At 56.0% G+C, this 20,718-nt stretch carries 21 protein-coding genes and 2 tRNA genes; 10 read left to right on the top strand and 13 right to left on the bottom strand.

The window, feature by feature from the left end:
- Window positions 1–209: 209 nt before the first annotated feature.
- The 5 genes from SIC18_RS06535 to SIC18_RS06515 form a co-directional block, all read right to left on the bottom strand.
- On the bottom strand, window positions 210–488 hold the full coding sequence (locus SIC18_RS06535) for a DUF1311 domain-containing protein (RefSeq protein ID WP_413430449.1): 279 nt from the start codon (window positions 486–488) through the stop codon (window positions 210–212).
- Between the two features lie 1,144 nt (window positions 489–1,632).
- The gene (locus SIC18_RS06530) at window positions 1,633–1,800 is read right to left on the bottom strand and encodes a hypothetical protein (RefSeq protein ID WP_011618729.1); all 168 of its coding nucleotides are present in this window, start codon (window positions 1,798–1,800) and stop codon (window positions 1,633–1,635) included.
- Window positions 1,801–1,997: 197 nt separating this feature from the next.
- Window positions 1,998–2,207: a hypothetical protein gene (locus SIC18_RS06525; protein ID WP_413430448.1), complete on the bottom strand. Its 210-nt coding sequence runs from the start codon at window positions 2,205–2,207 to the stop codon at window positions 1,998–2,000.
- Between the two features lie 660 nt (window positions 2,208–2,867).
- Window positions 2,868–3,809, bottom strand: a complete 942-nt coding sequence (locus SIC18_RS06520; protein ID WP_250395420.1) for an RNA polymerase sigma factor, RpoD/SigA family — start codon at window positions 3,807–3,809, stop codon at window positions 2,868–2,870.
- A gap of 152 nt (window positions 3,810–3,961) precedes the next feature.
- Entirely contained in the window at window positions 3,962–5,515 is a 1,554-nt protein-coding gene (locus SIC18_RS06515; RefSeq protein WP_413430447.1) for an NAD(P)H-hydrate dehydratase, read from the bottom strand.
- 50 nt (window positions 5,516–5,565) lie between these two features.
- On the opposite strand from SIC18_RS06515, the gene mnmA reads away from it, so the two are divergent.
- Complete coding sequence (gene mnmA / locus SIC18_RS06510; protein WP_071840711.1) at window positions 5,566–6,741, top strand: tRNA 2-thiouridine(34) synthase MnmA; 1,176 nt, start codon at window positions 5,566–5,568, stop codon at window positions 6,739–6,741.
- Here the strand turns inward: mnmA and SIC18_RS06505 are convergent.
- The gene (locus tag SIC18_RS06505; protein WP_250395421.1) at window positions 6,665–8,182 is read right to left on the bottom strand and encodes an apolipoprotein N-acyltransferase; all 1,518 of its coding nucleotides are present in this window, start codon (window positions 8,180–8,182) and stop codon (window positions 6,665–6,667) included. The two genes, mnmA and SIC18_RS06505, sit on opposite strands and share 77 nt — an antisense overlap.
- A 51-nt stretch (window positions 8,183–8,233) precedes the next feature.
- Here SIC18_RS06505 and SIC18_RS06500 point away from each other — a divergent pair, with 51 nt between their 5' ends.
- The 4 genes from SIC18_RS06500 to sodX all read left to right on the top strand — a co-directional run bounded on the left by SIC18_RS06500 (window position 8,234) and on the right by sodX (window position 10,136).
- Window positions 8,234–8,563 (top strand): phasin family protein, encoded by a 330-nt coding sequence (locus tag SIC18_RS06500; RefSeq protein ID WP_048345996.1) that lies wholly within the window; start codon window positions 8,234–8,236, stop codon window positions 8,561–8,563.
- 34 nt (window positions 8,564–8,597) lie between these two features.
- The gene (locus tag SIC18_RS06495; RefSeq protein ID WP_413430446.1) at window positions 8,598–9,212 is read left to right on the top strand and encodes an FKBP-type peptidyl-prolyl cis-trans isomerase; all 615 of its coding nucleotides are present in this window, start codon (window positions 8,598–8,600) and stop codon (window positions 9,210–9,212) included.
- Between the two features lie 58 nt (window positions 9,213–9,270).
- Window positions 9,271–9,738 (top strand): superoxide dismutase, Ni, encoded by a 468-nt coding sequence (gene sodN / locus SIC18_RS06490; protein ID WP_048345995.1) that lies wholly within the window; start codon window positions 9,271–9,273, stop codon window positions 9,736–9,738.
- A 116-nt stretch (window positions 9,739–9,854) separates the two neighbouring features.
- Complete coding sequence (gene sodX, locus SIC18_RS06485) at window positions 9,855–10,136, top strand: nickel-type superoxide dismutase maturation protease (protein WP_413430445.1); 282 nt, start codon at window positions 9,855–9,857, stop codon at window positions 10,134–10,136.
- Here sodX and SIC18_RS06480 read toward each other — a convergent pair.
- The 6 genes from SIC18_RS06480 to SIC18_RS06455 form a co-directional block, all read right to left on the bottom strand.
- The gene (locus SIC18_RS06480; RefSeq protein ID WP_413430444.1) at window positions 10,119–10,787 is read right to left on the bottom strand and encodes a hydantoin utilization protein A; all 669 of its coding nucleotides are present in this window, start codon (window positions 10,785–10,787) and stop codon (window positions 10,119–10,121) included. The two genes, sodX and SIC18_RS06480, sit on opposite strands and share 18 nt — an antisense overlap.
- Window positions 10,788–10,871: 84 nt before the next feature.
- A complete protein-coding gene (trpC, locus tag SIC18_RS06475) occupies window positions 10,872–11,768 on the bottom strand; it encodes an indole-3-glycerol phosphate synthase TrpC (RefSeq protein ID WP_048345992.1) in 897 nt (298 codons plus the stop codon).
- A 3-nt stretch (window positions 11,769–11,771) separates the two neighbouring features.
- Entirely contained in the window at window positions 11,772–13,214 is a 1,443-nt protein-coding gene (gene lpdA, locus SIC18_RS06470; protein WP_413430443.1) for a dihydrolipoyl dehydrogenase, read from the bottom strand.
- Complete coding sequence (locus tag SIC18_RS06465; protein WP_245407236.1) at window positions 13,211–14,083, bottom strand: TrmH family RNA methyltransferase; 873 nt, start codon at window positions 14,081–14,083, stop codon at window positions 13,211–13,213. Before SIC18_RS06465 ends, lpdA begins: the two co-directional genes overlap by 4 nt.
- 4 nt (window positions 14,084–14,087) lie before the next feature.
- Window positions 14,088–14,336: a hypothetical protein gene (locus tag SIC18_RS06460; RefSeq protein WP_048345990.1), complete on the bottom strand. Its 249-nt coding sequence runs from the start codon at window positions 14,334–14,336 to the stop codon at window positions 14,088–14,090.
- A 34-nt stretch (window positions 14,337–14,370) separates the two neighbouring features.
- Window positions 14,371–14,452 (bottom strand) — tRNA-Leu (locus SIC18_RS06455).
- A 150-nt stretch (window positions 14,453–14,602) separates the two neighbouring features.
- Between SIC18_RS06455 and murA the strand changes: the two genes are divergently transcribed.
- From murA to SIC18_RS06430, 5 genes are all read left to right on the top strand, one after another.
- Window positions 14,603–15,901, top strand: a complete 1,299-nt coding sequence (gene murA, locus SIC18_RS06450; protein ID WP_413430521.1) for a UDP-N-acetylglucosamine 1-carboxyvinyltransferase — start codon at window positions 14,603–14,605, stop codon at window positions 15,899–15,901.
- An 84-nt stretch (window positions 15,902–15,985) separates the two neighbouring features.
- A tRNA-Leu gene (locus SIC18_RS06445) sits at window positions 15,986–16,067 on the top strand.
- Between the two features lie 165 nt (window positions 16,068–16,232).
- The gene (locus tag SIC18_RS06440; protein ID WP_413430442.1) at window positions 16,233–17,474 is read left to right on the top strand and encodes an aspartate aminotransferase family protein; all 1,242 of its coding nucleotides are present in this window, start codon (window positions 16,233–16,235) and stop codon (window positions 17,472–17,474) included.
- Between the two features lie 65 nt (window positions 17,475–17,539).
- Complete coding sequence (locus SIC18_RS06435) at window positions 17,540–18,715, top strand: bifunctional folylpolyglutamate synthase/dihydrofolate synthase (RefSeq protein WP_371190333.1); 1,176 nt, start codon at window positions 17,540–17,542, stop codon at window positions 18,713–18,715.
- A 105-nt stretch (window positions 18,716–18,820) separates the two neighbouring features.
- Complete coding sequence (locus tag SIC18_RS06430; protein WP_048348021.1) at window positions 18,821–19,354, top strand: pentapeptide repeat-containing protein; 534 nt, start codon at window positions 18,821–18,823, stop codon at window positions 19,352–19,354.
- On the opposite strand, the gene SIC18_RS06425 is transcribed toward SIC18_RS06430, so the two are convergent.
- A complete protein-coding gene (locus SIC18_RS06425) occupies window positions 19,355–20,686 on the bottom strand; it encodes an FAD-binding oxidoreductase (protein ID WP_413430441.1) in 1,332 nt (443 codons plus the stop codon).
- Window positions 20,687–20,718: the final 32 nt, after the last annotated feature.

Raw genomic sequence — 20,718 nt, 5'->3', positions numbered from 1 at the left:
CCTTGATTCCCCCACTTCACGCACGATTTCATCGCATCTTCAGCTGATGGACGATTACAGCCTATAAGCCCGATAAAAACAAAAGAGAGAAGTTTGACATTCGCAAGCCTCATTAGCCAAGGAAGCAACGACGGTTCTTTTCTTTCCGACTATCATAACAAACAAAATACTTTCGATTAATCTCTTATGTTGCAGTGAGAGCAATAGCCTTATTCCCCAAGACCCTTGAATTCTTTCAGCAGAGTGCGATTGAGTCGGTCATCGCAGCCGACAACCATTTGCGGGTAGATCGATCCTTGTAAGTATGGTCGATAAGCAGCAGCACAGACTTTCTGGGTTACTTGTTTCCAGCTCTCAAGAATCTTTGGTGTCAGTTGCTTTTCAAGTGCATTGTTGGACTTTTTCAAACTCTTGGATACACACCACCTCATCTCAACCGTATTCTGTCCCGGGCACTGAATGTCTTGTTGTTCTGCCTTTGCTGGCATGAATGGCAACAAGATCAGGAGTAGAAGTGCTTTCACTCTAGTTCTTAACCCTTTTTGACAACATGATCTTGCACTCTATCTTGGAGGGTCTTTCAGACCTTGGCGGGGGTAATTGCATCACCAACAGAGCGGAGTCAGTCATTCGTCATTGACCAGACCTCTGGGTTGGTGAAGAGCAGAAGACCAAGCCAAACAAGGATGATGAGCATCACTCCACCTCTTCGTCTTTGATGATGCGGATGATCGTTACAACTCAAAAAGAGCGTGTGAGGAGCTGCATCCAGCAGTCTGTATGTTACTCAAATTCAAATTTATGCACAGGAACTAGCTGATCAGGAGGCGAGCTTGAAACATTGATGATTGCTTCCGGTGCAACCATTCTTGCCATCTCTAAGAACGGCAGCCAGACCATAGGGTTACAGCAATAACGTTCGAAAATTTTTCTGCACCCGTGTACATACGAACATGGATTCAGAAACCCTCTCGTATGGGTGCCTCCAAGCCAACTCGTTCGAATCGCCATGCAAGTAGCGCTTTTCACGTGTTAATAGCACGATATATGACGTATCTCTATCTCCCAATCTGTTGACTATTTTTCTTTTCGGTATCAAAATGAACCTATCAAAGAAGTGAGGCGGGTGATGGGCATTACAAGCTCACTTCTTTTTCATTCTTTTTGCCCTCGCACTTCGTTCTGAAAGGCGAGCAAGCAGGCTATGACTGACTCGCTTCGTGCAAACCACAATAACGATTGTCATCAGTGGCAATAGCTGCCGATGACTTTTTTCTCAGGAGCGAGAGATTCACCAATCAAGAAGTCACAGCCACCAAAAAACGACCAAATCTGCGTCATTGAACTCCAGGTGGTCTCCAAGGCGCTCCCTTATCTGCTTAGCCCCTACAGTCTTCTCTGATCAGTGAAGCCTTTCTTCACGACAACCTCAGGGCAACGAAGCTGTACAACCGGTGCCAGAAATGGAGCATTGATTGTGAAACGCATAGGCGGTTTCCTTGGGCTATGAATCGCCAGGGAAATCAGCAAGGGAAGAGGAGGATGGCGCCCACCTTTTTTCCATTAGACACCTCCTTATGATCAAACAACGATGAGGAAACTAAAGCAACCAACAAAGGCACTTAGATTGATTCATTGGAAGTCATTCTTTGCTGATTGCAGCAACTCCAGCAATTCATGCAGTTCACCGTTGGTAACCATCCAATCTCCATCTTGGTCTTTAGTGACATGGGAAGATTTCAGCATCCATGCATCCTCTAGCTTCAGAAGCGTGAAATGCTTGGAGGTATGTTCTGCCATTGGATTGGTATTGCTAAACCACTTTAGCAAGTTTTACGATTTTAACATGATGCACTAACTCTTAGATTGAGTCCTTGATTGTGAAATTCATAGGCGGTTTCCTTGAGGTATCAATCGCTGGGGAAATCAGTAAGGGGGAGATGTTGCCAACCATCTTCTACCAATTGACTCACACGAAAAAGCTGAAGCGCTGCTTGTCACCACTTAGCCGTTAGGGCAATGAGGCAACCACCCTTAAAGGACAGCATTGCAACACGGTCATCACGGACGAAATCCACCACCTCATCACTGAAAGGATCATCCTCAAGGCGCCTTTCGGAAAGCATCAAGAAATTGGCATCAATGTGGCGAAGAAGAGCATTTATCGATTCAACATAACCCTTATAATCCTTAGATTGCACATCCATTTCGAAAACCTCTTTGATCCGAAATCCACGGTTCTTGTCAAAGACAAACTCGGAATCGTCGCGCTAGAACCGTCTGTGCACTGAAACCACTTATCTTTTGCACCTGAACAATCATGTACGCAAAAGTCACCGATAGAACGATGCAAGCAAGAGCATTCATCCAATACTTGGGTCAATTATGTTGCCCCTGAGGGACTGCTCCAGATGTTCGATTGAGCGCTCTTGTTGATCCTTGCGGCGCTGAAGATCCAACTCAGCCTGATGCTTTGCGCCATCGATTTGTTGCTGACCCCCATTCATCATTTCTGTATAGGTGAGCGCTCTGGGCTTGCTCGGCTGATTTGATTCGGTCAAGTGTTTCGTCTCAGGGATGAAAGCAGAAGTCTCTCAACTGTTCTGACAGGTTCGGACTCGCGCAATTGGGTGAGCACTTCGCGAGTTTGGACGTTTTGGAGTCGCTCTATGAATCCGGGATGTCAACTGGAACCCCCACAAGACTCGCAGTTCAAGGATCTAGACATCAATCGACAATGCATTGATCCATTGCCTACAAGAACCCAATTGATCAGCTAGGGACCACAGGGAATCTGATGACCTCATGAAGGACGAAAAAGATGACCACGACTGATGCTTGTGACCAGCCGCGGAATCTTCGAGCCATCAGAACGTTGGAGACATCCGACGGGTGAGATTACGCAGCTTGCGCAGTGACTTCAATTCCACCTGGCGTACGCGTTCACGCGAGACATCGAGCAAACGACCAATTTGAGCCAGGGTGTGGCGCTCGTTACCGTTTAAACCAAACCTCAGAGTGAGCACATGTTGCTCCTGCTCACTCAGGTGACTTAACCAGCGGCCAAGTTGTTCGTGGTGAATGCGCTGTTCGACCTTGTCGAGAGGCTCCTCTGCTGAGGAATCGGCAATCAAATCGCCAAGGAAACTACGGCCATCCTCTCCATTCACAGGAGCATCAAGACTGCTAGTCGTGAGAGCCTGGCGGAGCAAGGAGTCGAGCTCCTCAACAGGCATGTCCAGAGCTTCTGAAATCTCGAGGCGACTCGGCATCGCACCCAGCTTGTGTGCGAGATCCAGACTCACTTTGCGGATGGTGGTGAGACGCTCGCTCAAATGCACGGGCAGACGGATCGTGCGTGACTGACAAGCAATCGCCCGGGTCATGCTCTGACGGATCCACCAAAAGGCGTAGGTGGAAAACTTATATCCACGAGTTGGATCAAACTTCTCAACCGCCCGTTCCAAGCCAAGGGAGCCCTCTTGAATGAGATCGAGAAGCTCAAGACCTTTGCCTTGATATTTCTTCGCGACACTCACGACAAGGCGTAGGTTGGCCTTCATCATCCGCTGCTTGGCACGCTGGCCAACGCGAATCATGCGGCGGTCCTTGGAGCTGAACTCTTCGCTGTCGGGAGAAACTGTTCCGTCCTGGGTCAGCTCCATGAACTTCTGGACCTGATTGCCAAGCTCAATTTCTTCAGCAGCGGTCAACAGTGGTATTCGGCCAATCGTCGCCAAATACCAACTAATCGGATCACTGCTTCTGCGTCTCTGAGTCTCGGAGGTCCGAGCTGTTGAGGAAACCATGGCAACTCGTCTCTTGGGCGTGGTGAGACTTTCCTATGAAAAAACGATAAACCCAAATGTTTTCAGCAACCCTTCAGATTCTTGAAAGGAAAACGACACATTTGCGCGTTTTGAATTGTGTGCATTTTAAAACTTCATCAATTTTCTTACAATTAATTGGCGCAAATCTGACGGGTGAGCTCAGCAAGGGTTTTCGCAATCTCATTGGCACTACTGGCATATTCACTGGTTCTTGCCGCTTCGGCGTGCAATAAAGCCGCGGCGGCAAGGGCCGTGCCCCGCGACTCCTCTCCACACGCCAGGCAACGCGCACCCCAGCCAACGGCAAATCCAGCCAACAGATCTCCAAGGCCCGCACGAGCCGACTGAACAGACGTATCCACGAGTTGATGCACCACACCATTCGGATCGGCAATCAATGAGTGAGCACCCTTAAGCAGCACAACCGCTCCGCTCTCTGCTGCTGCCCATTGCGCACTCTCCAGCGGTTCCCGACCACTGAAATCAGGGAAAAGCCTTGCGAATTCACTGCGATGTGGGGTGATCCAGGTTGGGAATTCACGCCGGCAAAGCCAACGCCAGCCTTGCTTTGAGCCGGCCAAGGCGTTGAGCCCATCCGCATCCAGCACGAGTAGCCCTTGAAACGAAACCAAGGGTTCTGCCCAGGCATCCCAATGCCCTTCGAGCGCTCCAACACCAGGGCCCAGCAACAACGCATCCAAGCGGGTTAGATCTGCATGAGCCAGCCATGGTCCCCAAGCCAATCCTCCCGATGCGGTTGCTGGCAACGAGGCCGACACCACCAACTCAGGAATCCACTGCCAGATGAGCTCAGCCACGGCTTCTGGCAACGCGGCTTTCAGACTTCCCACGCCACTCGCCATCGCCCCATGCGCCGCCAGAACGGCTGCGCCGCGATAGCGCTCGCTACCTGCGAGTACCAAGACGCGGCCTCGCTGATATTTCATGGCCATTGGCGAATCTTGAGGAACTGGCAGAGTCACCAGATCTTTTGCCATCACTTGCAGCACAGCAGATGCATCCCGTTGATCAATCAACTGGCGCGGAACGCCAGGGTCCAAACGATGCACACAACCCGCGTTGGCCAGAGCTGCGTCCTGAACCAACCCGCGTTTCACCAGACCCACGCACAACGTGTCGGAGGCCACCGCCCCACCGCCGGCCTGCATCCGGCCGTGATTGGAATGCATCCCAGCAGGCACATCCAAACTGATTAACCGACCCGGCTGAACACGCTCGCGTTCGGAAAACAACAGCGCCAAACCCTCAGGGAGTGGACGATGTTGTCCCAACCCAAACAGTGCCTCCACCCACAGAGCTGAGTCCCTCGGATCCGGCTGCGTCTCCAGAACAATTGCCCCAAGCCACTCCAGATGACGCCAATGCTCTTGGGTGAGCAATTGCCGGAGCGGCAGAGGGGCCCACAGCCTCACCTCCACTCCGGCAGCGATCAACCGTCTCGCCACCACAAGCCCATCACCACCGTTGTGGCCCGGTCCCACTAACACCAAAACGCCCTGCTCGAGTCGCTTCCGGCGCTGAAGACACCAATCAGCCATCGCCTGGCCGACGGCTTCCATCAAGGCGGCAACAGGCAAACCACTCCCCAGCCATTCCTGCTCCAGTGCCAGCATTTGCTCTGCACTGACGAGCCAGTGATCCGCATCAAAAGGAGGCCAGACCAAGCCAAAAACACCCGGGCCCTCACTATGGAGTTAGACAGCGATGCCCGCCCATGTCGGCCGAGGCCAAGATGACCACCTCTACAGCAACTCAAGCAGGTGCCGAGGCCCTGGAGCGATTGCGCCAATGGCCTGGTGAGCATCGGGTGGCCGTTGGGCTTTCGGGTGGGGTCGACAGCTCACTGACAGCAGCCTTGATGGTGGAAGCCGGCTGGGAGGTGGAGGGCCTCACGCTCTGGCTGATGAGCGGGAAGGGAGCATGCTGCGCCGAGGGCCTGGTGGATGCTGCCGGAATCTGTGAACAGCTCGGTGTTCCCCACCACGTGGTGGATTCAAGAGACACCTTCGTTCGCGAAATCGTTCAAGGCTTGGTTGATGGCTACCGGGCTGGCATCACACCCCTGCCATGTTCCAAGTGCAACCGTTCGGTGAAATTCGGGCCGATGCTCGCCTGGGCCGAGCAAGAACGCAATCTCCCCAGGGTTGCCACAGGCCATTACGCCCGCATTCGTCTTGACCGGGAAGACGGCCGCTGGAAGCTGTTGCGAGGTTTAGACAGCCGCAAAGACCAGAGTTACTTCCTCTATGACCTCCCCCAGGAAGTTTTGGCGCGCGTCGTGTTCCCACTCGGCGAACTCACCAAGGCCGACACCCGTCTTGAGGCCGGGCGCCACGGATTAAGGACTGCCGACAAGCCAGAAAGTCAGGACCTCTGCCTCGCCGATCACCATGGCTCGATGCGCGCTTTCCTCGATGCCTACATTCCCCCGCGGGACGGTGAAATCGTGCTGCAAGACGGAACGGTGATCGGGCAGCACGACGGCATCGAACACTTCACGATCGGTCAACGCAAAGGCTTGGGAATTGCCTGGAGTGAACCACTCCATGTGGTGAAGCTCGATGCCGCCATGAATCAGGTGGTGGTCGCCACGAGGGCAGAAGCTGGTCGCACTGGCTGCGAGGTTGGCGCTGTGAACTGGGTCTCAATCGCCCCGCCCCCACTCGGTTCCCCCATGGAGGTGGAGGTGCAAGTGCGCTACCGCAGCGAACCCGTTCGTGCCCATCTCATCTGCATCGAAGCCACTGCTAACGATCGGGCTGGACAGCGCCCTCATCGCTGCAAGCTCACCTTCCACGAGCCGCAGTTTTCGATCACTCCTGGTCAGGGGGCTGTGATGTACGACGGCGAGGTCGTGCTGGGCGGGGGGCTAATCGACTCGCCGGTCTGATCAAGATCAGCGACGAGGCTCCGATCAACAACAGCAGGGGTGACTCTCCCCAGCGCACATACCCCGTCAAACCCGTATGGGGTTGGAACTGCACCACCAAGAGGCCTGGATCGAACGACGCCAAGCGCTCTGCGATCTGACCATTGGCTTGGACCAAGGCCGTTGGACCCGTGTTCGCCGTTGATAACAGCGGTCTGGCCGTCTCCAAACTGCGCAGCTGGGCCAAAGCCAAATACTGCATCTGAAGGAGGCGGGGGTAGGGGTCAAGGTTGGCCGCAGCAAGAATCCACTCCGCCCCCTCCGCCACGCCCCGAGCCAACGCCACTCCATTGCTGATCTCGTAGCAGATGGCCACAGAAGCAGGTGGACCGCCCCAGCGCCAAAGCCTGGATGGCTCTCCAGCCTCCAGGCCTCCGATGGCAGAGAGGCCACTGAAGCCTGGCAAGGCCGGAACCCATTCCCCTAACGGAACCAATCGATGCTTATCAATCGAGGCAATCGGAGTGGTGCTACCAGCCTCTACCAAAAGCATGGCGCTGTGCTGACGTCCCCTCGACCAGCGAAACCCTCCACTCATCAATGGAATCGGAGCCGGTGCGATGAGGGAATCATTAAGCGACAACGTACCTTCAGGTGCCATCAGCCAATCCGCATCAGCGGCTTCAGCCTCTTGAAGCGCAGCTTGAAGCCGTCCGGGAAGGTCCCGTTGGCGTTGCGCAGAAAATTTTTCACGGGTGGGAATCGCAGGTTGCCAGAGGCCAACGCTGTATCCCGCTCGCTCAGATTGGGCCGCCATCATGACTGGGTTCTGCAGCAACTTGGCCCCTATCCCATGAAGAACAACAAGGCTCAACAGGCCGCCTGCCAGGAGTCCGAGCCAACCTGAATCACGCCGGGACAGCGTCAGCAAGCGCCATAGCCACCAGCCGAGCAGCAATTGCAGGGCGGCAAGTCCGCCCTCACCGATCCAGCGACTCAGAGCAGCCAAAGGAGGGTCGGCAGGAAGCAAGCTGCCACCAACTCCGATCCAAAACACAGGGCTTTGGGATAGCGCCACTTCCACCAATCCCCATACGGACGCGGCCATCACGGCATGGGTCAAACTCCCCCGCAAGGGCAGGCGGTTCACAAGACCACTCCAACAGGCCAGCAGTAGGGCTGCCAGCAGTGCACAGGCCAACCAAATCCCAGCAGCCACCGGCAGGCTGAGCCCTGCGGGAACACCGATCCACATCAGGGGATGCAACGCCAGCAACCAGCGATGGCTCAACAGAACGGCCACGCCACCCCAGAGCGCAGAGGCGAGACAACTGGAGGACGCAGCCCAGAGCAGCGCCAGGGCCGGCACCATCCACCAAGGTCCCGACACTGTCAAAGCAACGCCTGCAAGCAGTCCTCCCACCAGCCCCTGCAGAAGAACCAGGGATCGGTCATTGCCCATGGTCAGTGCCGGGAGATCAAGCCATCCTGAATCGAGACGCATCGTACGGCTATGGATACTGCCAATCCCCTGCAACAGCTACTTCTTCGTGGACTCGGCACCACCACCCTTGTTGCAGATCGGCTTCGTTATGTCACCCAGGAATGGGTGAGCAGCGGCCGTCTTGATTCAAGCCATGCCTCCGCACTTGTGGACGATGTGCTGAAAGCATTGCGCGGCGAAACACCAGAACTCGAGCAGCAGATGGGCCGCAACCTCGAACGCAACCGCGACCATATTCTTCAAGACCTCGGTCTGGCCAGTCAGCGAGAAGTGGATGAGCTTCGGGGGAGAATCGATCGCCTTGAGCAGCAGTTACGCCAAAAGGAGCGAGAAGAATGAACTGCCAAACTTGGGTTCAATCGAGCAAAATTCTGTGCGCGAGATTTTGATCAGCACCGCTGTCTTTGTGTCCTGTTTGATGGTGGCGCTCATCAGCCAACTGGTGGCGCCCTCCACGGTGACTGCCGCAACGCCATCCACCATGGCCAGCAGCACTGCGATTAAGTCCCAAGCGGCTGTCGTTCAGGCCGTGGCCAATCCCATGGAACTCGACCCTGACGACCCCAACCCCACCTTGTTTGCAATGGCTCCCGATACCAACCTGGCTGATGCTTCAGCGCTCGGCGGACCGATGGAAGCAGAGAAGCCTCAGGTCACCGCGAGTGGACTGAAAATCACCGACCTAGTTGTCGGCACTGGTGATGAAGCGAGCTCGGGACAGAACGTGGTGGTGCACTACCGCGGCACCCTCGAAGACGGCACGCAATTTGATGCGAGCTACGACCGCGGCACTCCGTTTGAATTTCCGCTTGGAGCCGGTCGGGTAATTAAAGGTTGGGATGAAGGCGTCCAAGGGATGAAAGTGGGCGGAAAGCGCAAGTTGGTCATTCCCCCTGAGCTGGGCTACGGCCAGCGTGGTGCAGGCCGAGTGATCCCTCCGAACGCAACCCTGATTTTTGAAGTCGAACTATTAGACATCAAAAAGTGATCCAAAGGCAGGTGATCCATAGGTAGGCTTATCGAACGAAAATTCTGGTTCAAACCCGATGCTTCGCACGGCTCTATCAGCGATCGTTCGCTCCTTGCCCGCTTCCACCGTTGAAGCCCACTGCGACGGACCTTGCGGTGTGTATGACCCTGCTTCAGCTCGTGTTCACGCTGAAGCAGTGCTTGCAATGACCAAAAAGCTCAAGGCTTTGGAAGCTCCTGCCTCTGCAGGAGACCACCACGCTGCTCTCAACACCTTTACTCGCTTCGTTGCGGTCAAGGAAGATGAAGCCCAAAAGACCAAGAAAGAACTCTTGATCCTTTGGACCGACTACTTCAAGCCCGAGCACCTGGCAACGTTCCCCGATCTTCACGACACCTTCTGGAAAGCGGCGAAACTTTGCAGCGCCTGCAAGGTTCACATCGACCAAGGCAAAGCTGAAGAGCTTCTCGCCGCTGTGGAGAAAATCCACGGCATGTTCTGGCAGTCCAAAGGCCGCACTGACGCCTGGGTCACAGCTTCCTGAGTCAGGTTCTGAGCTCTATATCAGGATCTCAACCATCTCTTGCAGCGGTAGGTCTCCTCGACCTACTGCTGTTTTTTTGTGGTCGGCGACGGGTGATGCAAGTGGAGGGGTATTCCATGTGGCCAACGCTGAAACCTAAGGACCGCGTCATCGTGCGGCCCCACAATCAACACTCAGAGCTCCCAGCGATTGGTGCCATCGTCGTTTGCATCCATCCCCAGCAGCCTTCAAGGCGGGTAATCAAACGGCTGAGCGCTGTCGCTGATCATCAGCTCACCATTCTCGGTGACTGTCCAGATGCCAGCACAGACAGCCGGGAATGGGGAAGGATTCCGCGAGGGCACCTCATCGGAGAAGTTGTGGCCCTCGTCACACGACCATTAGAACAAGGCAGTTGATGTTTTCTGGAGCCAGATCGCTCCTGTCACGATCGATAATCCACCCGTACAGCCCACCAGAAGTGGCAGGAAACGAGCGCTGCTACGCATGGTGAGAATGGAGAGTGTGCTCACTACAGCGAGCATGGCGCCCATCGATCCGCACAAATAAGCAACGAGATACAGAACAGCACCATGAACCGGTAGGGCAAGAGCTGGGATCACAGCCAACAAATGGCCGGCTCCCGCCAAACCATGGAGCAATCCAAGGCCAGATGCCGCATGAGCATGGCGTCGATGGCTGTTTTGCCCGCGAAGATGCAGATGGAGATGGCGATGCAAGGCCGAACCATCGTGGTGATGGTCATGGGTGTGCAACTCCAAGCCAAATGCGGTTCGAATGGCAAGAGCGCCAATCACAAGCAACGACACCCCCACTAAAAATTCAGCCCATGCCGACATGCTTTCGACATGAATCAGATCTTTAAAAAAAATCGCAACAACGCCAAGCAACAACACCCCAAGAGAGTGGCCGCCGCCCCAAGCCATTCCAGACTTCACGGCCTGCCACGGACGCCTCAGCGAAAAGGGGGCCATGGCAACCAAATGATCAGCACCACCAACAACGTGCACAGCACCTGCCGCGAAGCCCGTCAGAACACTGATCAGCAAGTCGCGATCCCAAGATTCATTAATTCTGCCGGACAGAGATCGCGACCAACCGATTGACGGCTTGTTCGTGCTGATCCAAGCCTTTCAACCTCCCCCTGAACCATGGATCAAGGATTGAAGTGCTGCCTCCACATCCGCTTGCCGCATCAGGGCTTCACCCACCAAAACAGCCTGTGCTCCAGCGGCTTGAACACGATCAAGATCAGCTCGGTGGAACAGTCCCGATTCGCTCACCAAAAGAATCTGCTGCTCCGCCAGCTGTTCAGCGAATTGGGCCGTGAGCGTTTCAGTCGTTGCCAAATCCGTTTCAAAACTGGTGAGATCCCGATTGTTGATTCCGATCAAAGGGAATCCACCCAGGGCCAACACCCGCTTCAGCTCTGCCGCGTCATGCACCTCGACCAAAACCGTAAGACCAAGTGCTGCAGCGACCTTGGCGAAATAGGCAAGGTCTTGATCGGTGAGGATCGCCGCAATCAAAAGCGCGGCATCGGCTCCAGCTGCTCGCGCCTGATAGAGCTGATAGGGGCTAAGGATGAAGTCCTTACAAAGCAGTGGAAGATCCACGGCTTTGCGCACCTCAATCAACACATTGAAACCGCCCTGAAAAAAGGTTTTATCGGTGAGCACCGAAAGACAGCTTGCCCCACCTGACGCATAAGCCTTGGCAATCGCGACTGGATCGAAATCCTCTCGAATCACACCTTTGCTGGGACTCGCTTTTTTCACCTCAGCAATCACGGCAGGCCTGACTGCAGCAGCGCTTAACGCAGCCAGAAAATCACGGGCTGGGGGCAAATCGGCCACCTTGCGGCGCAACTGCTCCAATGGCATGCGCTCACGGGCAACCGCGATCTCGCGATCTTTCTCCCAAACGATTTTTTCCAAAATATTGCGAGGTTCGCCGTCCTGATCAGGGACCGCGTACTCCAAATGCGCAACTTGCACCTTGGGATTAGGTGGACGACGGCGGATCTCCATCACTCAGGACCCCACCGCTGAAGCCGCCTGCTTGTAGGCCACTTCCACCACTTCACTCAGCGTTGGATGTGTGTGCACCTCATTGGCGAGTTGGATCACGCTTTGACGACGGGACACCGCATTCGCAATCTCCTGGATCAGATCAGCCGCATGTAAACCGTAGATATGCGCCCCCAGAACCTCCCCGCTGGTTTTGTTGAACAACAACTTCATCAGGCCATCACTTTCCAATTCAGCAAGCGCTTTGGAATTGGCTTTGAAATAGCTCCGTACTGTTCCCAGCTCAAAGCCCTCTTCTCCAGCGAGCTCCTTGGCATCGGCTTCCGATAAGCCGACTGAACTAATCTCAGGATGCGTGAAAGTGGCGGCAGGAATGCTGCGGTAATCGATTTGCCTGGGGTGACCAAGAATGTTGTCCACAGCCACTGAACCCTGAGCTGCGGCCGTGTGGGCGAGCATCAACTTGCCGGTGACGTCACCGACGGCCCAGAGATTGGCCAGTGGAGCACCATTCACCAACACGCGCATGCTGTCGTCTATGGGAATAAACCCACGATTGGTCTCCACTCCCACAGACTCGAGATTGAGATGTTTGCTGCTGGGCACACGGCCTGTCGCTACGAGCACCGCATCCACTTCCAACGTTTCAACTGGCTCTCTAGTTTTCATATCAACCAGCTCAATTTGCACCGGTGATCCGGGTTGAATCGATTTGGCCAAAACCCCAGAGCGCGCATCGATATCGCGGCCATCGATCAATTTGCGGGCTGCGATCTTGGCGATATCAGGATCAAAGGTTGGCATGACCCGATCCAAGGCCTCAATCATCGTGACTTCACAGCCCAAAGCCGTGTAGACATCCGCAAATTCCAGTCCGATATAGCCACTGCCAATAATCGCAATCCAACGGGGCAGCCATTCCAGATTGACCGCCTCATCACTGGTGAACACACTGCGCCCATCCGTTTCGATGCCCGGGGGGACAAAGGGATCAGAGCCAGTGGCCAAGATCACATCCCGTGCCGTTAAGACCCGGTCCACGCCGCTGATCTCCCGCACCCCAACCCGTTGAGGCCCCTCAAGCCGACCTTGACCGCGAAGGATGGTGACCCCTGCCCGCTCCAATGTTTTGGTGAGATTGGATCGAATCGCGGCCACCAGTTGATTGGCGTGATCAGCAATCTTCTTGCGCTCAAAACGCACAGGAGCAGCATGAATTCCAAACCCTGCAAGATGCTCAGCATCAGCCAGCTCACGCACGCGACCACTGGCAGCCAACAGTGCTTTTGAGGGGACACAGCCACGGTTAACGCAGGTGCCTCCCATGTCGCGGGATTCAAGGACGGCCACCTTGAGGCCATGTTCGGCTGCATGTTTCGCTGCATCAAAGCCGCCATATCCGGCGCCAATGACGATCACATCGAAGTCGAAATTGGCGTCGCTCACCCGATCGTCTGCATTGAAGACGTCATTCTCGCCCGTCGCCTCTCCAAAAGCAGAGGGACCGCCGCCGCCGCCACATTGAGCGATTCCACAGCAGAGCTATGGGGCAGGGTCACGCCAGCGGAGCAACAGGCCTGCAACAACGGGTCCAGACCTGCACCTTCGTTTCCGAGCAGCAGCACCGTGGGCAGGGTCCAGTCCAATTCCCAGTAGGGCTGAACGCGTAAGTTTGCGGCCGCATCTGGCACCAAAGTGGCCACAATTTGAAGTCCGTCCTCGCGCGCTTGGTTCAGTCGTTTCGCGAGTTGAACCACCCCTTCCATTGGATCAGGGCCAAAGCGCGCAACGGGCAGGCTCAAGATCGCACCAGCCGACGAGCGAACCACCTTCGGCGCCAACGGATCAGCACCGGACGCGCACCAAACCTGCTGGATGTCTGCGGCCCGCGCAGTGCGCAGCAGGGTTCCGAGATTGCCTGGATCCTGAATGCGATCAAGCGCCAGAACAAAGTCGGGGGCCTCAACCGCTGAAGGCAAGCAAGAGAAGGGCAGCAAACAGGCAACACCATCGGGCTGAACCGTGGTTAAGCCGGCTTGCAACGCTTCGGAACTGATCCTCTGCACCCGCACAGATCCCGGCAAAGCGCGAATCAAGCCAGCGTGCGTCTGCAACCAAGCGGGAGTTGCCACAACATCAAGTGCCACAGAATCTGGCCAAGAACAACTCTGGAGTTCTTGAACTTGGTGGGTTCCTTCCAACAGAACGAGGCCGTGCTCGTCTCTCCCTGCACGGGCGGACAACGAACGAAGCCTTCGCACAAGTGGGTTGCGGCGACTTGTGATCAGCTCATCTGACTGATCTTCCAATGACACGTAATCAGAAGCTCGTGTGCTTACGAACTTTCATGCCGTCGTGAAGATTGAGATTCTGACCGTTGAGGTCGATGCCTTGAACCGCAGCAATTTCACCTTTGATGCCTTCAGCGGCCAGATTCTCAACCAACTTTTTAATGACTTGATCTTCCACGGTGGATTGATCAATGGAGTCCGGTGTCAAAAATTCGAGGAACTTGCCAACTTTGGAAGCCACTACCTCCGATGAGTTGGAGATCTTGAGCACAATCATGGAGGCGTTGGGAGTCCTGACCCAATCACGTTAATGCGGTTAGGGAGACTTGAACTCCCACGTCCGAAGACACATGTACCTGAAACATGCGCGTCTACCAATTCCGCCACAACCGCTGGCGTCACAAACGTGACCTGACGACCATACGACATCAGCTTTGGAGTGTCAGACACGATCTTGACCCAACAGAACCAGTTTGAGCGCCGGCCGTCTAGACGGTCTCATCCTTGATGGTCAAGATGGTCGTGAATTTAGTGATCACGGGCATGACGGCAGCGGCTCTTGCGTCTCAAGACATTCTCAAGCCGCACCTCGTGATTGATGGTGGAGAAAAATTGACCGGAGAGCTTCGCGTCAGCGGAGCAAAAAATTCAGCCCTCGTGCTGATGACGGCGTCTCTCCTAACCGAAGCCCCCCTGACCCTTCGCAACGTTCCCCCATTAACAGACATCGGCGGGATGACAGAAATCCTGTCTTCCCTGGGCGTGAAGGTTCAACGCAGCGGCGAGACGGTGCACCTCCACGCCAATCAGATGACAGGAGCAGAGCCGCCTTATGAATTGGTGAATGGCTTGCGCGCTAGCTTTTTTGCCATTGGCCCCCTTCTCGCCCGCATGGGATACGCGCGGGTGCCCCTTCCAGGTGGATGCCGCATTGGTGCTCGTCCGGTGGTGGAACACATCCGTGGATTGAAGGCCCTCGGAGCCGTTGTGAACGTGGAGCACGGGATCATTGCCGCCTCAATCCCAGGCAGGGAGCAACGTCTTAAAGGTGCAGAGATCGTTTTGGATTGCCCCAGTGTGGGCGCCACGGAAACCATTTTGATGGCTGCCGCCTTGGCTCAAGGCACGAGCGTGATTTCGAATGCAGCCCAGGAGCCAGAGGTTCAGGATCTCGCCAACTTGTTGATTGCGATGGGCGCCAAAATCAGCGGGGCTGGTGGACCCACCATCACCGTGGAAGGTGTAGATCAACTCCAAGGTTGCGATTACACGGTGATTCCCGACCGTATTGAGGCCGGTACCTTCCTGCTTGCAGCGGCCATCACCCGATCCAAGCTCAGAGTGGCACCCGTGATTCCTGATCACCTCAGTGCAGTGCTGCAGAAATTGCGCGACTGCGGCTGCAAACTTGAGATCGACGACGAAGGGATCACGATCACTCCAGGTGAGATCAAGGGCATCGACATCACCACCCAACCGTTCCCTGGTTTTCCCACCGATCTGCAAGCACCCTTCATGGCCTTACTGGCCACGGCACAGGGAACCAGTGTGATCACCGAAAAGATCTACGAAAATCGGATGCAGCACGTCGCAGAGCTGCAGCGCATGGGTGCCTCCATCAGGGTTCAAGGCAACACTGCGGTTGTAGAAGGCGTGTCCGCACTCAGCGGGGCACCAGTGAATGGAACCGATCTCAGGGCCTCAGCGGCCATGGTGTTGGCGGCACTGGTGGCGAAGGGGAAATCGCAAGTGAGTGGCCTCGACCACCTCGACCGTGGGTACGCCGATATTGAAGCGAAGCTTGGTCGTACTGGAGCCAAATTAACCAGGCGTACATCCTGAGGAAGCCTCAGTCGCAAAACGTGTAGGGTAATTTGAGAGTCCTCAATTCATTGAGGGACCTAGAGCGTCTGGAGACGCGAACTAGCAGGTGTGGCGGAATTGGTAGACGCACCGCACTCAAAATGCGGCGGGGAAACCCTTGTCGGTTCAAGTCCGACCACCTGTATGAGCTAACCGCGATGATCCGACCCATTGCATGGGCCCGTCGTTCATCCATCAGAGAGAAGCAAGTCAAAAGAACTGTCATGGCCACCTCAATACGTGGCCAACTCGATCAAGGTTGGTCAGCTTCAATAGGTGAACGAAGGCCACTGGTCAACAGTCGGGCGAAATGGCAGAAGCATCCCAAAAAACCACTGGCATGACTGAGTCGCCATCCACTGCTGTGATGGGGACCTACAACCGTTATCCGCTCACTCTGGTGAGTGGGAACGGTTGCTGGGTCCGCGACCGCAAAGGTCATCGCTACCTCGATGCCGTGGCTGGAATTGCCACCTGCACCCTCGGCCATAGCAACCGCGCGATGCGGCGTGCGCTTAAGGATCAGCTCAGCCGCCTGCAGCACGTCTCCAATCTGTATGAGATTCCTGAACAGGAAGAGCTAGCCCGTTGGCTCGTGGATCACAGCTGCGCCGACAGTGTTTTCTTCTGCAATTCTGGTGCAGAAGCCAATGAAGCGGCCATCAAATTGGCCCGCAAACATGGCCATCAACGACGGGGAATCGAACGACCCGTGATCTTGACGGCGGCCGCAAGCTTCCATGGCCGCACGCTGGCAGCGGTGAGCGCCACCGGACAACCTCGTTATCACGTGGGATTTGAGCCGATTGTGGAGGGGTTTGAGACCTTCACCTACAACGACATCCAGAGCTTTGAAAAGCTCTTAAACCGCCTGGAGTGCCATGGGCCTCGAGTTTGCGCTGTGCTGATCGAACCGCTCCAGGGCGAAGGCGGTGTGAATCCAGGAGATCCCGATGTGTTCCGTGCCATTCGTCGCCACTGCGATGAACGCAACATCCTGTTGATCTTTGACGAGGTTCAAGTGGGTATGGGTCGCAGCGGCCGGCTCTGGGGCTACGAGCAACTGGAGGTCCAACCTGATGCGATCACCTTGGCGAAAGGTCTCGGTGGCGGCCATGCGGTCGGTGCCCTGCTGACAACCCACCACGCCGATCTGTTTGCACCCGGAGATCACGCCAGCACGTTCGGCGGCAACCCATTTGCTTGTCGCGCTGGGCTGACCGTCGCCCGCGAATTGGAACGGAGACAGCTGCTCCGCAACGTGTCAGAACGGGGGGAGCAATTAAAAGCTGGACTCAACCAGCTCATAGATCGCTTCCCTCAACAACTCCAGGAAGCCCGAGGATGGGGCTTACTGCAGGGTTTAGTGCTTCGAGAGGACTGCGATCTCAATGCTGCTGACGTTGTCAAAGCAGCTTTAGCTCAAAAACTTTTACTCGTTCCTGCCGGGGCCAAAGTGGTGCGGATGGTTCCTCCCTTAATCATCGATCGCCGAGAGGTGAAAGAGCTGCTCTCCCGCCTTGAACGGACGCTGGAACTGCTGAACAAGTGACCCGGTCCAAGGTTGACCCCGTTGATGAGTTGGCGGACCTGATCTCTCCCTTTGAGCAGCGGGGGATGGATCTATCCCTTGAGCGCATGCAGAGCGCGCTTGCTGATCTAGCCAGCCCCTGCGCTGATGTTCCCGCCGTTCAGGTGGTGGGCACCAATGGCAAAGGCTCGATCGCCTGCATGATTCACAGCGGCCTAACCGCAGCAGGTCTTCGCTCTGGACTGACCACCTCTCCCCATCTCACAACTTGGTGTGAACGGATTTGCGTGAACCAGCAGCAGATCGAGCTCGCCCAACTACGCCAACGCTTAAAACAACTCCAACCACTGGCGCAGCGCCACAACCTGACGCCGTTCGAACAGCTGATCAGCGCCGCCCTGGTCCATTTCGATGCCAACGCCCTGGATTGGCTTGTCCTCGAAGCAGGCCTTGGAGGACGGCTGGATGCCACAACGGCCCATCCCTATCGACCTCTCATCGCCATTGGCTCGATCGGCATGGATCACTGCGAGCATCTCGGCCACTCCTTAACCGCCATCAGCAGCGAAAAAGCTGCGGTGATCAGCCCTGGAGCGCATGTGATCAGCGCCCCTCAACACGAGGATGTGACCAAGGTCTTGGAGGCCCGCAGCCAAGAGATGGGTGCAACGCTGGAGTGGGTGTCACCCCTCACAGACCAGTGGGAGCTAGGGCTATCTGGACGCCTACAACGGCGAAACGGAGCCGTAGCCTGTGCTGCGCTGCGACGCATGAAGGCACTTGGCAGCTCGATAACAGAGGGGCAAATCCGACAAGGCCTGGCTCAAGCCCGTTGGCCTGGAAGGCTTCAAACGCTGCACTGGAACCACCAATCTGTACGTGTGGATGGAGCCCACAACCCCGATGCAGCTCAGCAGCTCGCGCTTGAGCGTCGATGCTGGAACCAGCCAGGGCATCACCAGGTCTGGATTCTTGGCATTCAGGCCCATAAACAAGCCCCGGAGATGCTCAGAATTTTGTTGAAACCAAACGATGAAGCCTGGATCGTGCCGGTGCCAGGGCATCTCAGCTGGACAGCTGACGCATTGAGCAAGATCTGCCCAACGCATGCGCATCAACTGAGGAGCGCCTCAAGCGTGGAGAACGTTCTCATCAGGCTGTCCAAGAATGACGCAGACAGATCAAGGCCAACGCCTGTGATTGCAGGCTCCTTGTATTTGATTGGATCCTTGTTGAGAGAGGGAGTGTTGCAAGAGCACTAGGGATAAACATTTCCTCAAACCCCTCATCGGCACATGGTTCAGCTGCGTTCCACTCAGCGTGCAGGAACAAACGGCAGAGTGAGGTCAGCTTTCGATGCATCCGTCATGCGCAACCAGACTCTGCGCTCCCTGTTCGCTCTTGCTCTGCTGGCGCTCATGACAGCTCTGCCATTCCCGGTGATCGCACTCGATACCTCCACTGGTGTGGGGCTTCAAGATCGAGCTTTATTCCAAGAGCGGGTGGATTACACCCTGACCAACCAGAGCGGCGGTGACTTCCACGGGCAGGACCTCGTCAACACATCCTTCGCCGGTGCGACAGGCAGGAAGGCTGATTTCAGCGACGCCAACCTGCAAGGAACGATCTTCACCCAAGCGGAATTCCCAGAAGCCAATTTCCATGGCGCCAACCTCAGTGATGCGCTCATGGATCGTGCCGATTTCTCCAAAACAGATCTTCGCGATGCCTTGCTTCTTGGCGTGATCGCTTCCGGAAGCAGCTTTGCCGGTGCAGACATCGAGGGCGCTGATTTCACGGATGCTTTATTGGATCGGGAGGATCAACGTCGGCTCTGTCAGGACGCTGATGGCGTCAATTCCAGCAGCGGTGTCTCCACCCGCGACAGCCTGGACTGCTGATCACGCTGGAAATCCGCCAAGCTTTCCAGGGTTGAGCAAGCCATCAGGATCGTGGCGATGCTTCGCTGCCACCTGATCGCCATCAATCACACCCAGGCCGCCTCCCTCAACAGTGAGGACATGGGGGTTAAACACAAATGCCCCCTGAGCACGACAGTCGTCGATTAAGTCCTGGAGAGCCTTCGCCCCTCTCCAATAGACCACTGGCAGAGCCGCCAATCGAAAGGTCCCCTGCTGACGAACGGCCTCGAGATGCCACACGAAATCATCGCCCCAGCGCTGCTGGAGCGCATCCAGGCAGGCCTGTTCAGGTTGGGGCAGAAGCATCTGCAGATAGGTCCAGTTGGGATCGTGGTTGCGCAGATGCAGGGTTGTGTGATTCCAGCTCAACTCCCTCAAACCATTGCCCTGACGGTTGTCCTCTGGCCCGAGCACCTGCACCTGCGCCTGCAAAGAACTCGCCAGACGTTCAATCGTGCTTACCCCATCGGGAGCCACCAACAACAGCAACCGGTGCTGTCCCCGTGAGGCCCCACTCCAAGACGGAAGGCGCTCCACGATGGCCGACTGCAGAACGGTGCAGAGGTTCAACTCAACCGCAGCTTGACCACATCGCTGGGCCAACTCCACCGCCCTCGCCCAGTCGGGACAATCCACCACCACCTCCTGCCACGCCACCCGCGCCGCCGAGGAGAGCTTGAGCGCCGTGATGATGCCATTGGTGCCATAGGCATGATTTAAGGCTTCCGCCTCTCCGGCCTCTAGTTGCAACAGCCGAGGTGAAGACTCCATCGTCACCACCTCCAGGCCAAGGAGGTGACCGGGATCTCGCAAAAATCCCCAACGCACCGAACCGATCCCCCCAGATCCCCCGCTGATAAAGCCACCGATCGTGGCACTGCGCCAAGTACTTGGAAACAGCCTTAATTGCCGGCCATGAACAGCCAAAGCGCGGTCCAGGTCACGCATCAAGCAACCGCATTCCACAGTCACCACACCAGAAACCGGATCGATGGAACGCACCTCGCGCAGGGCATCCATCAAGAGCACCACACCTCCTTTCAAGGGAACGCACTGGCCGTAATTACCCGTTCCCGCCCCGCGCAAGGTCAGCGGCACGCCATTGCGATGGCACGCCGCGGCCACCGCTTGCACCGCCTGCACTGAAGCCACGCTGACAACAAGATCAGCGCGGCATTGGCTGAGCTGTTTTCGCAGCACTGGTGAGTAGTCGTAGGCATCACGGGAATAACGATCCAAATCGGCTGGACTCGTTAGCAAGTTGAGATCGGCAATGGCTGCCAGCTCGTTGTGCAAAGCATCAGGAACCATGGCGCTTCAGGGCTGGCTGTGTGAGGGGGTGC

It is taken from the genome of Synechococcus sp. Cu2B8-bc1011, assembly GCF_047302735.1.
Classification (GTDB): Bacteria; Cyanobacteriota; Cyanobacteriia; order PCC-6307; family Cyanobiaceae; genus Synechococcus_C.
This window is presented reverse-complemented; position numbering and strand designations above follow the sequence as displayed.

Coding starts and splice junctions, on each gene's coding strand:
- SIC18_RS06530 (WP_011618729.1), bottom strand. CDS start 1,800: ATGGCAGAACATACCTCCAAGCATTTCACGCTTCTGAAGCTAGAGGAT.
- SIC18_RS06520 (WP_250395420.1), bottom strand. CDS start 3,809: ATGGTTTCCTCAACAGCTCGGACCTCCGAGACTCAGAGACGCAGAAGC.
- SIC18_RS06505 (WP_250395421.1), bottom strand. CDS start 8,182: ATGGGCAATGACCGATCCCTGGTTCTTCTGCAGGGGCTGGTGGGAGGA.
- SIC18_RS06460 (WP_048345990.1), bottom strand. CDS start 14,336: ATGATTGTGCTCAAGATCTCCAACTCATCGGAGGTAGTGGCTTCCAAA.
- SIC18_RS06525 (WP_413430448.1), bottom strand. CDS start 2,207: ATGGATGTGCAATCTAAGGATTATAAGGGTTATGTTGAATCGATAAAT.
- mnmA (WP_071840711.1), top strand. CDS start 5,566: ATGTCGGCCGAGGCCAAGATGACCACCTCTACAGCAACTCAAGCAGGT.
- trpC (WP_048345992.1), bottom strand. CDS start 11,768: ATGGAGATCCGCCGTCGTCCACCTAATCCCAAGGTGCAAGTTGCGCAT.
- SIC18_RS06430 (WP_048348021.1), top strand. CDS start 18,821: ATGCGCAACCAGACTCTGCGCTCCCTGTTCGCTCTTGCTCTGCTGGCG.
- sodN (WP_048345995.1), top strand. CDS start 9,271: ATGCTTCGCACGGCTCTATCAGCGATCGTTCGCTCCTTGCCCGCTTCC.
- SIC18_RS06440 (WP_413430442.1), top strand. CDS start 16,233: ATGGCAGAAGCATCCCAAAAAACCACTGGCATGACTGAGTCGCCATCC.
- SIC18_RS06435 (WP_371190333.1), top strand. CDS start 17,540: ATGGATCTATCCCTTGAGCGCATGCAGAGCGCGCTTGCTGATCTAGCC.
- sodX (WP_413430445.1), top strand. CDS start 9,855: ATGTGGCCAACGCTGAAACCTAAGGACCGCGTCATCGTGCGGCCCCAC.
- SIC18_RS06425 (WP_413430441.1), bottom strand. CDS start 20,686: ATGGTTCCTGATGCTTTGCACAACGAGCTGGCAGCCATTGCCGATCTC.
- murA (WP_413430521.1), top strand. CDS start 14,603: ATGACGGCAGCGGCTCTTGCGTCTCAAGACATTCTCAAGCCGCACCTC.
- SIC18_RS06535 (WP_413430449.1), bottom strand. CDS start 488: ATGCCAGCAAAGGCAGAACAACAAGACATTCAGTGCCCGGGACAGAAT.
- SIC18_RS06500 (WP_048345996.1), top strand. CDS start 8,234: ATGGATACTGCCAATCCCCTGCAACAGCTACTTCTTCGTGGACTCGGC.